Origin of the sequence: Mycobacterium sp. (assembly GCF_035623875.1) — a bacterium.
In the GTDB taxonomy this organism is placed as follows: Bacteria; Actinomycetota; Actinomycetes; order Mycobacteriales; family Mycobacteriaceae; genus Mycobacterium.
On sequence record NZ_DASPSP010000038.1, the window covers coordinates 1 to 13,638 of the forward strand.

Annotated in this window: 17 protein-coding genes and 2 pseudogenes; 7 read left to right on the forward strand and 12 right to left on the reverse strand. The window is 64.1% G+C overall.

The window, feature by feature from the left end; all coding sequences use genetic code 11:
- The 4 genes and pseudogenes from VEI45_RS03295 to VEI45_RS03310 all read right to left on the reverse strand — a co-directional run.
- Positions 1 to 583: pseudogene (locus tag VEI45_RS03295) on the reverse strand (ABC transporter family substrate-binding protein); the annotation flags it as partial.
- A gap of 120 nt (positions 584 to 703) precedes the next feature.
- On the reverse strand, positions 704 to 2,593 hold the full coding sequence (gene typA, locus VEI45_RS03300) for a translational GTPase TypA (RefSeq protein WP_324850100.1): 1,890 nt from the start codon (positions 2,591 to 2,593) through the stop codon (positions 704 to 706).
- 68 nt (positions 2,594 to 2,661) lie between these two features.
- Positions 2,662 to 3,045, reverse strand: coding sequence for a (deoxy)nucleoside triphosphate pyrophosphohydrolase (locus VEI45_RS03305; protein WP_324850102.1), 384 nt, complete (start codon positions 3,043 to 3,045; stop codon positions 2,662 to 2,664).
- Positions 3,046 to 3,236: 191 nt separating this feature from the next.
- Positions 3,237 to 3,371: a hypothetical protein gene (locus VEI45_RS03310; protein ID WP_324850104.1), complete on the reverse strand. Its 135-nt coding sequence runs from the start codon at positions 3,369 to 3,371 to the stop codon at positions 3,237 to 3,239.
- 991 nt (positions 3,372 to 4,362) lie between these two features.
- Here VEI45_RS03310 and VEI45_RS03315 point away from each other — a divergent pair.
- Positions 4,363 to 5,295: a hypothetical protein gene (locus VEI45_RS03315; RefSeq protein ID WP_324850106.1), complete on the forward strand. Its 933-nt coding sequence runs from the start codon at positions 4,363 to 4,365 to the stop codon at positions 5,293 to 5,295.
- A gap of 173 nt (positions 5,296 to 5,468) precedes the next feature.
- Positions 5,469 to 5,753, forward strand: a complete 285-nt coding sequence (locus VEI45_RS03320; protein WP_324850108.1) for a 4a-hydroxytetrahydrobiopterin dehydratase — start codon at positions 5,469 to 5,471, stop codon at positions 5,751 to 5,753.
- Here the strand turns inward: VEI45_RS03320 and VEI45_RS03325 are convergent.
- A complete protein-coding gene (locus VEI45_RS03325) occupies positions 5,740 to 6,978 on the reverse strand; it encodes a mannosyltransferase (protein ID WP_324850110.1) in 1,239 nt (412 codons plus the stop codon). The genes VEI45_RS03320 and VEI45_RS03325 overlap by 14 nt on opposite strands.
- A gap of 173 nt (positions 6,979 to 7,151) precedes the next feature.
- Between VEI45_RS03325 and VEI45_RS03330 the strand changes: the two genes are divergently transcribed.
- Together VEI45_RS03330 and VEI45_RS03335 are read left to right on the forward strand one after the other, a co-directional pair.
- On the forward strand, positions 7,152 to 7,838 hold the full coding sequence (locus VEI45_RS03330) for a hypothetical protein (protein WP_324850112.1): 687 nt from the start codon (positions 7,152 to 7,154) through the stop codon (positions 7,836 to 7,838).
- A gap of 69 nt (positions 7,839 to 7,907) precedes the next feature.
- Entirely contained in the window at positions 7,908 to 8,924 is a 1,017-nt protein-coding gene (locus VEI45_RS03335; protein WP_324850114.1) for a hypothetical protein, read from the forward strand.
- Positions 8,925 to 8,942: 18 nt separating this feature from the next.
- On the opposite strand, the gene VEI45_RS03340 is transcribed toward VEI45_RS03335, so the two are convergent.
- The 3 genes from VEI45_RS03340 to VEI45_RS03350 all read right to left on the reverse strand — a co-directional run bounded on the left by VEI45_RS03340 (position 8,943) and on the right by VEI45_RS03350 (position 10,734).
- Positions 8,943 to 9,089, reverse strand: a complete 147-nt coding sequence (locus VEI45_RS03340; protein ID WP_324439911.1) for a DUF1059 domain-containing protein — start codon at positions 9,087 to 9,089, stop codon at positions 8,943 to 8,945.
- Positions 9,086 to 9,673 carry an HhH-GPD-type base excision DNA repair protein gene (locus VEI45_RS03345; RefSeq protein WP_324850116.1) on the reverse strand — a complete coding sequence of 196 codons (588 nt, stop codon included), beginning with the start codon at positions 9,671 to 9,673 and terminating at the stop codon, positions 9,086 to 9,088. The genes VEI45_RS03340 and VEI45_RS03345 overlap by 4 nt, the downstream gene beginning before the upstream one ends.
- A gap of 95 nt (positions 9,674 to 9,768) precedes the next feature.
- Positions 9,769 to 10,734 (reverse strand): alpha/beta hydrolase, encoded by a 966-nt coding sequence (locus tag VEI45_RS03350; protein WP_324850118.1) that lies wholly within the window; start codon positions 10,732 to 10,734, stop codon positions 9,769 to 9,771.
- Between the two features lie 89 nt (positions 10,735 to 10,823).
- On the opposite strand from VEI45_RS03350, the gene VEI45_RS03355 reads away from it, so the two are divergent.
- Entirely contained in the window at positions 10,824 to 11,441 is a 618-nt protein-coding gene (locus VEI45_RS03355; protein WP_324850120.1) for a TetR/AcrR family transcriptional regulator, read from the forward strand.
- Here the strand turns inward: VEI45_RS03355 and VEI45_RS03360 are convergent.
- Positions 11,436 to 11,549: pseudogene (locus VEI45_RS03360) on the reverse strand (Fe-S cluster assembly protein HesB); the annotation flags it as partial. The gene VEI45_RS03355 and the pseudogene VEI45_RS03360 sit on opposite strands and share 6 nt — an antisense overlap.
- Positions 11,550 to 11,621: 72 nt before the next feature.
- Here VEI45_RS03360 and VEI45_RS03365 point away from each other — a divergent pair.
- Positions 11,622 to 12,017, forward strand: coding sequence for a DUF4345 domain-containing protein (locus tag VEI45_RS03365; RefSeq protein WP_324850122.1), 396 nt, complete (start codon positions 11,622 to 11,624; stop codon positions 12,015 to 12,017).
- On the opposite strand, the gene VEI45_RS03370 is transcribed toward VEI45_RS03365, so the two are convergent.
- Positions 12,014 to 12,202: a DUF5302 domain-containing protein gene (locus tag VEI45_RS03370; RefSeq protein WP_324850124.1), complete on the reverse strand. Its 189-nt coding sequence runs from the start codon at positions 12,200 to 12,202 to the stop codon at positions 12,014 to 12,016. The genes VEI45_RS03365 and VEI45_RS03370 overlap by 4 nt on opposite strands.
- A gap of 44 nt (positions 12,203 to 12,246) precedes the next feature.
- Positions 12,247 to 12,690: a PPOX class F420-dependent oxidoreductase gene (locus VEI45_RS03375; RefSeq protein ID WP_324850126.1), complete on the reverse strand. Its 444-nt coding sequence runs from the start codon at positions 12,688 to 12,690 to the stop codon at positions 12,247 to 12,249.
- A 44-nt stretch (positions 12,691 to 12,734) separates the two neighbouring features.
- Between VEI45_RS03375 and VEI45_RS03380 the strand changes: the two genes are divergently transcribed.
- Positions 12,735 to 13,295 carry a DUF1697 domain-containing protein gene (locus VEI45_RS03380; protein ID WP_324850128.1) on the forward strand — a complete coding sequence of 187 codons (561 nt, stop codon included), beginning with the start codon at positions 12,735 to 12,737 and terminating at the stop codon, positions 13,293 to 13,295.
- Here the strand turns inward: VEI45_RS03380 and VEI45_RS03385 are convergent.
- Complete coding sequence (locus VEI45_RS03385; protein ID WP_324850130.1) at positions 13,268 to 13,633, reverse strand: GntR family transcriptional regulator; 366 nt, start codon at positions 13,631 to 13,633, stop codon at positions 13,268 to 13,270. The two genes, VEI45_RS03380 and VEI45_RS03385, sit on opposite strands and share 28 nt — an antisense overlap.
- Between the last annotated feature and the right edge of the window lie 5 nt (positions 13,634 to 13,638).

Genomic DNA, 13,638 nt, shown 5'->3' on the forward strand with positions numbered 1-13,638 from the left:
AGAGCTCCTTCCACGCCGGAAACGGTTGCGCGAAGGTCACGACGGCCTGCTTACCGCCCTCGAGCGACTGGACACCGGTGACCAGGTCGTATCCGGCCGGATCGACCACCCCCGGCTGACTGACCATCTGCCGCCACAAATACCAGAAGTCGTCAGCGCCGATCGGGGCGTTGTCGGTCCACTGCGCCTCGGGCCGGATCTTGTAGGTCACCGTGAACGGGTTCTGGTTGGTCACGTCGGCGGACACCAACAGGGTCGGGTCCATCTCCCAGCGCGAACCCGTCGGCGAACCGGGATCGGGCACCGGCCGAAACGCGCTCGGTAACACCAGCGCGCTGATCGCCGCGTTCACCGGTGACAGATCGGACAGCAGGTGCGGGTTGAACCCGGCACCGATCGAGTCGATGCCCATGATGATCTGCGTCTTGCGCAGGGGCGGCGGCGCTGTGCTCCGCGGGGTCTCGGTGCTCTGCGGGGCCGGCGGCGGATTGACTGCGCAGCCGGCCGCAGAAAACAAAGCCAGCGTCGAAACCAGCACGCCGATGGTTAGCCAGGCGCGGCGGGCTGGTTTCGGCACGCCCAACAGGGTATCGGTGCCCGGTCGTGGATCAACTGCGTGCTTGAATCTCACGAGACTCAGCCGCCTCTTCAGTCGCTGGCTGGAGGATTTAGCGCCGTCTTCAGTTCGATGGCGCGGGCGATATCACTGCTCACGGGCTTTGGCCCGGGCACGGCTACGGGCCCGGTCGGTGGCGTTCAGCTGCACCTTGCGTACCCGCACCGCCGCGGGAGTCACCTCGACGCATTCGTCGGGCGCGCAGAACTCCATCGCCTGCTCCAGGTCGAACTCGATCGGTTTGGCCAGCGTCTCGATGACGTCGGCGGTCGACGACCGCATGTTGGTCAGCTTCTTCTCCCGGGTGACGTTGATGTCGAGGTCTTCCGGGCGCGGATTGATCCCGACGACCATGCCCTCATAGGTGTCCTGCCCGGGTTCGACGAAGAACTGGCCGCGGTCGGCCAGTTGAATGAGCGCGAACGGGGTGATCGTGCCGGACCGGTCGGACACCAGCGAGCCGGTGTGCCGGGCCCGGATCTCCCCTGCCCACGGCTGGTAACCGTCGAATACCGCGTTCCCGACGCCGGTTCCGCGGGTCTCGGTGAGGAAATCGGTGCGCCATCCGATCAGGCCGCGGCTTGGTATCACGAAATCCATTCGCACCCAACCGGTTGTGTGATTGGCCATCTCCACCATCCGGCCCTTGCGCGCGGCCATCAATTGGGTCACGGCGCCGACGTATTCCTCGGGGACGTCGACCGTCATCGCCTCGAACGGCTCGTGCAGCTTGCCGTCGATGGTTCTGGTCACTACCTGCGGCTTGCCCACCGTCAATTCGAAGCCCTCGCGGCGCATCTGCTCGACCAGTACGGCCAGCGCCAGCTCGCCACGGCCCTGCACCTCCCAGGCGTCGGGCCGGCCGATGTCGACCACCCGGACCGACACGTTGCCGACCAGCTCAGTGTCCAGCCGCGTTTTGATCATCCGCGCGGTCAGCTTGTGCCCGGACACCTTGCCGGCCAACGGTGAGGTGTTTGTGCCGATGGTCACCGAGATCGCCGGCTCATCGACGGTAATCCGCTCACACGCAACAGGATTCGCGATATCGGCAAGCGTGTCGCCGATCATGATCTCCGGTATGCCGGCGACCGCGACGATGTCGCCCGCGATGGCCTCATCGGTGGGCGAGCGCTCGACGCCCTCGGTGGCCAGCAGCTCGGTGATCTTCGCGGTGGCGACGATCGATTCGCCGTCGATCTCACGCAGCCACGCCACTTGCTGACCCTTGCGTAACCGGCCGTTGTGGATGCGGATTAGCGCCAGCCGACCCAGGAACGCCGACGCATCGAGGTTGGTCACCAGCGCCTGCAGCGGCGCATCCGGGTCACCGCTGGGCGGTGGAATGTGTTGCAGCAGAACATCGAACAACGGGTCCAGGTTGTCGCCGTCGGGTATTTGGCCGTCGGCAGGCGGCACGGTGCTGGCCACCCCGGCGCGCCCGGACGCGTACAACGTCGGCAGGCCGAGCGCGTCCTCCGCGGCCTTGGCCGCCTCGTCGTCCAGATCGGCCGCAACGTCAAGCAGCAGATCGTGGCTGGCGTCGACGACCTCGGCGATGCGCGCATCGGCGCGGTCGGTCTTGTTGACGACGAGGATCACCGGCAAGTGTGCAGCCAGCGCCTTGCGCAGCACGAAACGGGTCTGCGGCAGCGGCCCCTCGGAAGCATCGACCAGCAGCAGCACTCCGTCGACCATGGACAGCCCGCGCTCGACTTCACCGCCGAAGTCGGCGTGCCCGGGCGTGTCGATCACGTTGATGACGGTGACGCTGCCATCCGGGTGATGGCGGTGCACAGCGGTGTTTTTGGCCAGGATGGTGATGCCCTTTTCCCGTTCCAGGTCACCGGTATCCAGCACTCGCTCCGTTACCTCGCCGCGCTCGTGCAGCGCGCCGGACTGCCGCAGCATGGCGTCGACCAGCGTCGTCTTACCGTGGTCGACGTGCGCGACGATAGCGATGTTGCGAAAATCCACGCCGGTGATTGTGGCAGCGTGAGCGGTTGATCGCGAAACTGAGCGGCTGTGAGGTTTACCGCTCGGCATCAGAGCATTCGTGCCAGCGCGGGCAGCCAGTCCCGGTCGGCAGGCACCCAGTCGACTTCGTGCAGCTGCGCCGCCGTGACCCAGCACAACGCACCATGGTCGTGCGGATGAGGTTCGCCGCGGATCAGATTGACTTGGTAGGCACGCAGCGTTGTCGTCGCATTGAGCGCAATGTCGTCGCCCAGACGGTCGCCGACCACGACTTCGACGCCCAGCTCCTCGGCCAGTTCGCGGGCCAGCGCTTCGGGCTCGGTCTCACCCGGCGCGACCTTGCCGCCCGGCAATTCCCAGCGGCCCGCCAGCTCGGGCGGCCGTAGCCGTTGTGCGACCAGCACCCGGGATTCGGCGATGACAGCCCCGGCGACCACGATCTGGTTCGGCATCGCGGGTGACGCTATACGGTCGCGGCGTCGGGCGCAGTCGCACAGCAAGAGCCGGCCATATCCCCACGCAACGTATGCTCGGGCATCTGGCTGTGTTATTCCTTGCCGAACGCTATAGGTGACCTGCTAAAACACAGGTGGTGTTCCAGCGTTGTGGCCCCAGTTAAACGTAAGTAACCGCACCGATCTGATCACCTGGAAGTGAGATAGCGGATGACCTCCGCAAGCGTCAACCCGTACTCGCCGCGATGCGCCTTAACCCTGTCCTTGGCATCCACCAGCCGGTAGGTGCCGTAGCCGGTGGCTAGGGGTCGCAGGCACGGCATTTCTCCAGCCGTAGCCCTTTGAGCGATCCCTATTCGGAGTAAAATGCTCGCCTAGCGCCTCGAGAAGTCTTCTGGGGTGGAGGGCACACGAGCCGCTGCGAAAACTGATTTGCTACACCGGCAGCAAGGGAATCAAGCATATGCCCAGGGAACCAAACGGTGAGGGAAACGGGGGCGAGCCACCGCCACCGCCCAAGCCCAACCCATACACTGGACCAGACTACGCGGGCTTTGTCTTTATCCTGGTATCGAGCAGTGGTGCGCCAACTCACGTCCTGACGATATCTACGCAAGAGAATAAGAACATTGATGAGATGGCAAATATCAGCGGTCTTTGGTACCCCGCTCATAATCCTTCGAATACTATAAACCCCGTGACGGGTTACATCGCTGGGAACGGTGCCAGTCAAATCATCAACTGCTCTTGGGGTACTCCAGACGCCTATCACGACTTGCAGGGCACGCTTACCTATAACGTTGGGAAGGAATCCGGTCCCCAAAGGGCCGTGCCTTCGGCTTACCTCGACGGCAACGTGACCGGCTATGTTAATGGCAATCCTCAATCGGGTGGCCCGGGCCACGTCTCCGGCACAGGCGAGAAGCAGCCCTTGCTGGCTCCGTAGCCGCCGAAGCCGCAGCAGCGGCAGCATTGTCGGCAGCGGAGGCGGAGATAGCCCAAGCGCAGGTGCGGCTGATGCCGGGAGCATCCTGAACTGTTCGGCCCGTAACACCGTTAGAACCAACGGAACGGCCCGGCCCACGTCGCAATCACACACAATCCCGCCGGGGCGGTTTCTCGCGTCTGAGAGCCGTAAGCCCCCGAAAGCACCGCATGCTCCCGAAAGCACCGCATGCTCCCGAAAGGCTGGGTCAGTGAACTGGCCATCTTGGGGGTACCGGCTACTGCCCTCCCAGCACTTGGGGGCAGTGCACGTTCTCCGCGATATTTACGAACTTGGATGGTGGTCTACTCCCCGCCTAGGGTGAGGGCATGGCCAGCATTCGAGAAACATGGCACGACTGCGGCACGGCTCTTCAGCGGTTGATAGTGGCGTCTTTGGCGTTAGGTGCTGCCATATTTATTGTCGGGATAAGCGGTGACTATTTTCAGTGGTGGAAAAAACTTGAGATTAACTTTATCCCTAATGCGATGACGACGTTATCCGGCTTCTTCGTAGGTGCGCCTGTCGCGCTGGTTTTCTTAGGCACACTAGAGGCGCTGAGAGAAGAAAGGAAGCTAAAGAACCTTTCCGACTCGGCGTGGAGAGATTTCGCTGATCGCGTGAACAAATTTTGTGCAGAAGACCGAATAGGAGCCTTGCGGGTTAATTGCCAAACAATTGGGGATAAATGGAAAGAAATCAATAGTCAGTTACACTTCCCCCTCGCTCTGGCGATCAAGACAACCCAGGAAGAAGTAACGGCACATTATGCAGGATTGCAACCGACGTTGGAAGCATGGGCGACCGAGCTGGAAACCGAATTACATACACTTGCTCAGCTCATGCCTCGCCCAGACGAACTTGACCTCGAATGGGCTTCTCTTCAGGCCAGTTGGACGATGCTTGAAACATATGTGAAGATCCAACGTTTTCAAATGCAGGTACAACCACTGTGGCTGCCTAGCGGCACCGACTCGCGCATTCGGCAGAAAATACTCGTCGAACAAAATCCCCTCCGCGCACTTTCCAGCCAAACCCATTCGAGAATGCCCAACATGCCTGGCTATCTTACACAGTGGGCCGCTTTGGACCCTTCACAATTTGGGGGTTCGGTGTTGATGGACAGAAATTCAGACTTTTATCGCACGCCTACTGCGGATTATTCTCAAATGGCATGGTCGGCTTCCGATGCCCTCGAGCAACTGAAAGGTGATGTTCGAAGTGCAGAGACACCCGATGGTTGGCCGCCGCTCAGCGAATAATGGCTAGGTAAGGGAAGGACCGGGCCGCGCACAACCTGATGAAGAATAAAACTACACAGCCCGGTCCCCCTGTTTGTCACCAAAGTCGAGACGGTGCATTACATGACACCAACCAGGTAACAATCGCCCCGCAACAATGCGGGGACGCTTGAAAAGGAAAGGATAGGTCCGATATGGCTGTGTTAACGGATGAGCAAGTAGACGCCGCACTGCCTGACCTCAACGGGTGGGAACACGCGGAGGGCTCATTACGGCGTTCGGTCAAGTTTCCGGCGTTCCTCGCCGGTATCGAGGCCGTGCGCCGGGTGGCTGAGCACGCCGAAGCCCAGGATCATCACCCCGACATCGATATCCGTTGGCGGACAGTGACTTTCGCTTTGGTCACGCACTCCGAAGGTGGTATCACCGACAAGGACGTGGCAATGGCGCACGACATCGACGGAATTATCGGCGACTAGCCGTTCGCGTACCGCTCGCCGCGACCCAGGCCAGGGTCGCCAGCGTCGCCACGATGTAGACCATTCCGCCCCAGGCCAGATACCAAGCCCGGCCGTTCTGCCAGATCGTCGGCTGAGCAAAGCTCAGCAGCCACGGGACACCAATGATGGTCAGCACCAACCAGACCCAGCCGAGAATTCGCGCGCCCAGACGCTCCGACAGTGGCCCGTGCAGCAGCCAGATCATCAACGGCACCAGCCACACCCAGTGGTGTGTCCAGGAAATCGGCGAGACCAGCAGCCCGAATAGCTCGACCACCAACAGAGTGCCGAGCCGGTCTGGCGCGTCGGAGCCCGTGCTCAGCGCACGCCAGGCGAGGGCAGCCAGTATCGCGGTGACGGCGATCCCGGTCAGCACCAGCGGGCTGTAACCGGCGTCGTGACCGAAAATCCGGCAGATGCCGCCCCGCCACGACTGATTGAACGTCGTACAGATGGGCCCGACCCGGTCGGTTTCGAAAATCAGCTTGGTGAAGTACTGGCGGGTCTCGTCACCTATGACGAGTGCCGACACCGCAACGGTCGCCACAAACACGACCGCGGAAAACACCGCCGCACCCCACCGGCGAGCACCGACGAAGTACAGGCCGGTGATCGCCGGCGTCAGCTTCACACCGGCCGCGGTGCCGACCAGTAGGCCCGACAACCACCACCGGGCGGTGTACACCGCATACAGCGTGGCCAGCACCAACACCACATTGATCTGGCCGTAGTCGAACGTGCTTCGCAGCGGTTCGAGCCAGATGGCGACTGCGGTCCACAGCATCGCAAGACGATGGCCCTCACCGGCCGCAACGCCGAGCAAGCGCTGGCTGAGCCGGACGACGCCGTAGAGCGCGGCCATCGTTCCGACCTGCCAGCAAAACGCGACCAGGCCGAACGGCAGCAGGTGCAGTGGGTAGAAGATGACCGCCGCGAACGGCGGATAGGTGAACGGCAGCGGGAAATCCGGCGTCTGGTCCGCGTAGACGTAGTGGTACAGGCTGCCCGGGTGGTCGATGGTGGCGGCACCGCCGATGTAGACGTGCAAGTCGACGAAATTGGCCCCATTGGGAACTAGATACGTCCAGGCCAGCCGCGCGGCGACGCTCAGGAGCAACAGCACCGGCCGGGCGGCGTTCGGCGAAATCGCCCGCCGGCGGGGGTTAACTGCCGCCGGGGCGGCCGAGGTGGTGTCTATCTGCACGACTCTAACGGGGTCGCGACAGTGTGGCTGCTGCCCGGATGAGCCCGTCCGGTCACTGGAGTCACTCGTATCCGTAACGATCAAATAACCGCCACACGTGTCACTTGAGTCACTTCAGTATCGGGCGAACTATCGGCGCGGGAGGACCCCGTCATCGAGAACCAGGGAGAGTCATGTCAACCATTTGGACGTTGTTACGCGCCACCGCGGTTGTGGCGGGCTCATCGGCCGCGCTGCTCGCAGGCGGTCTGATGGGCACAGCCCATGCCGACCCGGCGCCGCCGGTACCCGCACCAAATATCGGGGAGCAATTGGTCACTTCGGCGGCCGGCGCACCCCAGGCGCTGCAGAACCTTGCGACGGCCATGGGCGCCCAGCCCCCGGCGCCGCCGCCGTTGGCCAGCATCAGGGTTCCGCAGCCGTCGACAACAGGCCTTCCGGGAGCCGCCTCCGCCGTCCCCGGTGCAACATCGCTCATCCCCGGCGCGGCTCCGGCGGCGACAACTGCGACACCCGGACTCGGCATCCCAGGGCTGACGCCGACCGTTCCGGCGCCGGCGGCGACGGCCCCCGGCCTCACCGGCATCCCGGGGTTGACGCCGACCGTTCCGGCAGCGCCCGCACCCGCGACCGGGCCCGCCGGGCTGTTGCCCCAGGCGCAGCTCAACTTGCCGCAGCTGCCGTTCCTTCCGGTGCCGCTGCCGCAGCAAGTGTCGCTGCCCGGCGACCTGACCTCGTTGGTGAACGGTGGGGTCCCGGCGTCTCCTGGCATCAGTTCGCCAGGGTTGGTACCCGTCCCGGCCGCTGCGCCGGTCACAACACCGAACCCGCTGTTCTTCCCGGTGTCCGGCCTGCCCTGATGCGGATGGCCGGCTAGCCCGCCACCGTGCTAGCCGGCCACCACCACCAACGACGACCGGGAGGACACCGTGGTAATCACCAGAAATCTGATCAGCGGCTTCGCCGCCGCGGCCATCGCTTGCAGTGCCGCACTGGCGCTCAGCCCCGGTGCGGCTGCCGACCCGACACCGCCCCAGCCGATCCCCGTCCAACAGTTTCCCGGGCTGCCGGCGCTCACCGAGTTGAGCCCCATCATTCAGCAGGCCGCCGGCAACCCCGAGCAGGCGTCGCAGTTGCTGATGGCCGCGGCCTCAGCATTCACCCATAACCCGACAGCCCCCGACCAATCGAAAAACGTTGCGGCGTCGGTGAACCAGTTCGTCCAGGCGCCCAATTCAGCGGTTCCGGCCGATCTGAATCAGCCACCCGGATCCGCGCCCACAGCGCACATCGTCCCGCCTGGTGTGGAACCGGGCGCTAAGGCGCACCTGCCGACGGGTATCGACCCGGTGCATGCCGCGGGCCCGGGACCCGAGGCCGCACCCGCACCTGCCCCTCCCAACGCCGTACCGGTAGCCGCGCCGGTGGCCCCCGCAGGACCGGCTCCCGCCGCTGCCCCGGCTGCACCCTCCGCAGCGCCGGCACCCGCTCTCGCGCCCGCGGCTCCTCAGGCTGCGGCTCCGGGTTTCAGCCCGGACGCGCCGCCCACGCAGGACTTCATGTATCCGTCGATCAGCAATGGCTGCGCGGCCGACGGCGGCAACGTTCTGGCGACCGCGCTGTCGGTGGCCGGGCCCGCGAAGATTCCGACGCCGGGCCCGAAGGCCGGGCAGACCGCGTACGTGTTCACCGCCATCGGCACACCGGGCCCTGCCGACGTGCAGAAGCTGCCGTTGAACGTGACCTGGGTGAACTTGACTACCGGCAAGTCGGGCAGCGTGACGCTCAAGCCGCAACCCGACATCAACCCGGCCGGGCCGACCACGTTGACCGCCATCGCCGACACCGGTTCGGGCAGCGTCATGTCGACGATCTTTGGGCAGGTCACCACCAAGGACAAGCAGTGCCAGTTCATGCCCACCATCGGTTCGACGGTGGTGCCGTAACCCCGGTTCCGTCAGCCGTTAGTAGGCCATGAACAGGATCGCGTCGCGGTCGTACTCCAGGCCGGGATGTGCGCTCGCCAGGTGCGCCTGGGTCAGCTCGACCAACTCGTCTTCGTCTTTACCGGTGATCGCCTCACCACACGGACAGTTCAAGTGGGTCTTCACGTTGCCGCCTTTCCGTTTGCCTTCTTCGCAGCCTTCATCTGCTTTTTGTACGAACGCACCTGCTCGAGCGAGCGGGCGTCGGCGATGTCGGCGACCGACAGGTGCGTGCCGGCCTTCCCGAATTCACCGGCGGCCGCCCGCCAACCCTTCGGAGTCACCGCGTATTGCTTGCCGAGCAATGCGAGAAAGATGCGCGCCTTCTGCTCGCCGAACCCGGGTAGGTCCTTGAGCCGTCGTAGCAACTCGGGCCCGTCGGGGTCGCCGGCGCTCCACAACGCGGCCGCGTCGCCGTCGTACCGGTCCACGATAATCTGGGCCAGCGTCTGGATGCGCTTGGCCATCGAGCCCGGAAAGCGGTGTATCGCAGGCCTTTCCGAGCACAGGGCGGCGAACTTGTCCGGGTCGTAGTCGGCGATCGCGGTGGCGTCCAAGCCCCCGATCCGGTCGGCGATCTTCTTCGGCCCGGCGAAGGCGGTCTCCATCGGCACCTGCTGGTCGAGCAGTGCACCTATGAGAAGAGCGAGAGGATTCTCGTCCAGCAGAGCATCAGCTGCCGGATCACCGGCTAGTCGCAGGTTCGGCACTCGGCCAGTCTAGGACTGCCCGGCGTGAGGTAGACATCGTTTGGTCACGATCGGTTCCGCGTCGGGCGACGGCTCGCCACAGCCTCCGCGACCTGTCATTGTGTGGTTCTCGTGACGAATTCGGCGATGGCGTCTTGCATTTGTTGCAGTCCCGGTTCCTCGATGGGGTAGTGGCCTGCGTTGGTCAGCATCACCGTGTCCACGGGCACCCGTCTGATTCTGGACAGCACGGGTTGGCTCAGTTCGAGCGGAGACCAACGGTCCTCGGCCGGCTGTGTCAGCAAGACCGGGCACGCGTCAAACGTTTCCGGTTCGACCGCGGGCACGTAGTTCATGTAACTGGCCAGAAAGCGCACGGATACCCAGTTCCCCGCCGATGTCCGGTCCGCGGTCATGATCTTGAGCGCGGCCCGGTTGTTGACCAGTGCCGACATCTTGGACGCAAGCGTCATCGGGACGGCGACCCGAGCCGCAGGTGTACGCGCCAACAAACCCATCAACGGAACTCCGAGCCGCGATGTCATCTTGTCGTGCGACGTGTCATCGCGTACCTGCTGCTCTCGCTGATCCAGAAACGTCATGCCGACGATTCCGCGCAGCGTCCCCTTCGGGGCTTTGGCCGCCACGTGATAAGTCAGCATGCCGCCCGCGCTGAGGCCGTAGAGCACTATCGGCCGGTCGTCGCGGGACTGCTCGTAGGCAAGGAAGTCCACGACCAGGTCCACCCAATCCTCGTAGGACGGAACTGTTCCGGGCTTCACCTGAGTCAGGCCATAGCCGAGATTGTCGAGTGCGACTGTTTCGAAACCTCGCCGCGCCAACGGGGCACCGACGATCAAGCTCATTTGTCGGCCGTTTGTGCCGACCCCGTGGTGCTGCACGATCTTCGCGGGAGCATCAGCGTTGACGTAGCGATCTAGGTGCACGCGGTGGCCACGCCAGTCCCAGAACTCTTCGGACGGTGCCGCCTCGTCGGCGAGGCGCAACCGCTCGGGCAGGTACTCCTGTAAGTCCCGCCATGCCCGTTGATCGCGGTACAGCACATCCGCAGGCTTACGCATTGGTCAACTCCTAAGTCTTCAAAGCAATAGTTGGGATTGATTCTATTCTTATAGGATACTCCAACTATAGGGTTGAGTACAATAGGACTGTGAGCGAGGCCACTCCCACCCGGACCGCCCGACGCGCGGCCGCGAACCGCGAGGCGATCATCGACGCGGCCGAAGAACTGCTCGTCGACAGCGGGTTGAGTGCGGTCACGGTGGAGGCCATCGCCGAACGCGCCGATGTCGCGATTCAAACCGTCTACAACCGCGTCGGTCGCCGGCCGGAAGTCCTGGTAGCCGTCGCCGAACGCGCCGTGGAGGAGAACCGTCGATACATGGATGCCGCGTTCGCCTCCGCCGGGACCCCACTTGACCGAATCGTCGCCGCAGCACGTGCGTACATGAAATTCGCCCACGACCGACCGCAGCAATTCCGATTGCTCGTCAGCCCACCGGACGAACCCGTTGCGCTGGAACGGATCGCCGACAAGATTGACGAGCAGGTCGGCAAACTCGCCGACGTGCTGACTGCCGGCGTGGCCGACGGAAGTTTCGCCTCGTCGCTTAAACCCGATGTGGCAGCGACGGCTCTCTGGGCGATGATGGACGGAATCCTTGCGCTCGGGTGGCGTGCCGATCGGAGAGTTGTTGAACCCCAACCGCTTCGCGAGATCGCAGAATTCGCCCTGTCAACGATCCTCAGTGGGATACAGCGGCGCTGACGGCATCTGCACTTGCTGGTTGAGCAGCATGCCGACCAGCAACGCGAATGGGTTGGCTGACAGCAGCGCATCAGCGGCCGGGTCTTGGGCAAGCTGCAGCTTCGGCACCGTCACAGTTTAAGACTCCGCTTGCGCGTTACGGTGGCGGTACACCATTCACTCAGGTAAGGGAGGGGCGCCGTGACCAGCAGCCGCTACCTGAGGAACTTGGCGGGATTTACCGGACTCTCCTGCATCGCGATCGGCGTCTACCATTTCGCGCTCGGGACGGCCTCGGTTCCCGGCGCGACGGACGCCAACCCCACGGTCGATTCGCGGGAGCGGTTCTACTCGGCCTTTTTCGCCGGATACGGCATCGCGTGGCTACGGGCCGCGCGAAAATCTCCGATCCAGGCCACTGATGTGCGCCTACTGGCGGGCCTAATGCTGTTGGGCGCTGTCGGACGGTTGATTTCGCTGGTCCACAATGGCCGGCCACACTGGTTCCAGGAAGTGCTCACGGCAATTGAATTCGTCGTTCCCGCCGTGTTTTTCGGGATCGCGCAGGCCGACGAAAAAGCCGGGGTAGCCGACTAGCCGCTCTTGCGGCGGAACTCTCGGCGGTTCTCCACCGGCCCGTGCGTGCGGGGCTGCTTGGCGCCGCCGTCCTTGTGAGCCGATCCGTCCGACGACTTGGCATTCTTGCGTTCGAGCGCTTCGCGGAATTTGCGTTTGGTGTCGTCCTCCGACGCAGAATCGGGCCCCGACTTGGATGCAGCCATGCCCGAAGCCTAGCGCGCCCGCGGCGATTCAGGGCGGTTCGCGGTCACCGCACGCCCGGCGGCATGCCGTATACGTGTGCGATCGGCATCGTCAGCAAGACGCGACGGTCGGTGACCATCGCCTCGCGGTAGTCGTCCCAGTCGGGGTGTTCACCGGCGATGTTGCGGTACAACGTAATCAGCGCTTCGACGGTATCGTCGTCGACCGCGAGCGCCGGCGGTGTCAGCTGCGCGGCGCCCTCGGCGACGGCGTAGGACCAGCCGTCGTCGGAGCTGACCAGCAACGACGCCCGCGGGTCGCGGCGCAGGTTGCGGGTCTTGGCTCGCGGCTCGGTGATCGACACCTGAACGGCGACATTGCGGGCGTCAAAGTAGTACTGCACATTGGACAGCTGTGGACGCCCGTCGCGCTTGATCGTGGCCAGCACGCCGAAGGAATTGTCGGCGATCACGGCCAGCAACTTGTCGTCGAACACTTGGCGTCCCATGGCGAAAGCCTACTAGTCGACGCCGGGTCGCTACCATCACGCTCGTGACCCGTTACGCGGCATTCCTGCGCGGCGTCAACGTCGGCGGCGTCAACCTCAAGATGGCCGACGTAGCGCACGCATTCGCCAACGCCGGGTTCGCCGATGTCCGCACAATCTTGGCCAGCGGCAACATCATTCTGGAGTCACGGGCCGGCGCAGACACCGTGCGCGGCAAGGCCGAAACCGCGCTGCGGCAACGGTTCGGATATGACGCGTGGGTGCTGGTCTACCCGGTTGAGGCGGTACGGACCATCGTCGATGCCTACCCGTTCGAGCCTGGACTGGACGGCTACCAGTCCTACGTCACGTTCGTCAGCGACACCGACGTGCTGGACGAACTCGCCAAGCTTGCCGACCAGGCCGGGGCTGACGAGAAGATCACCCGCGGGCCCGATTCCGCGGGCGTGATCTATTGGCAGGTACCCAAGAACCACACGCTGGACAGCACCATCGGCAAAACGATGGGCAAAAAGCGATACAAATCGTCGACCACCACCCGCAACATGCGCACCCTGGCCAAAGTCCTGCGGGGATCTCAGTCGTCGGGGGCGGCCTCTAGATAGCGCAGCGCCTCCACCTTGCCGAGTCCCAGTCCGCGCGCGACGTCGAGATAGCTACGCGCCGCGGCCGCCATCGCGGAATCCGACGGGTCGGCGCGGGCGACGAATGTGCCGAAACGTCCGCGGGTTTCGACGACGCCGGCGGTCTCCAGCTCCCGATATGCCCGGGCCACGGTGTTGACCGCCAGGCCTAACTGACCGGCCAGCTCACGTACCGTCGGCAGCCGGGCCCCGGGTGGCAAAGTACCGTCCCGAATTGCGTCGATGACCTGGTTTCGGAGCTGGTCGAACAGCGGTCGACCCGCTCGTCCATCGACCCGCAGCCACTCCCCCAGCTCCACCTGCT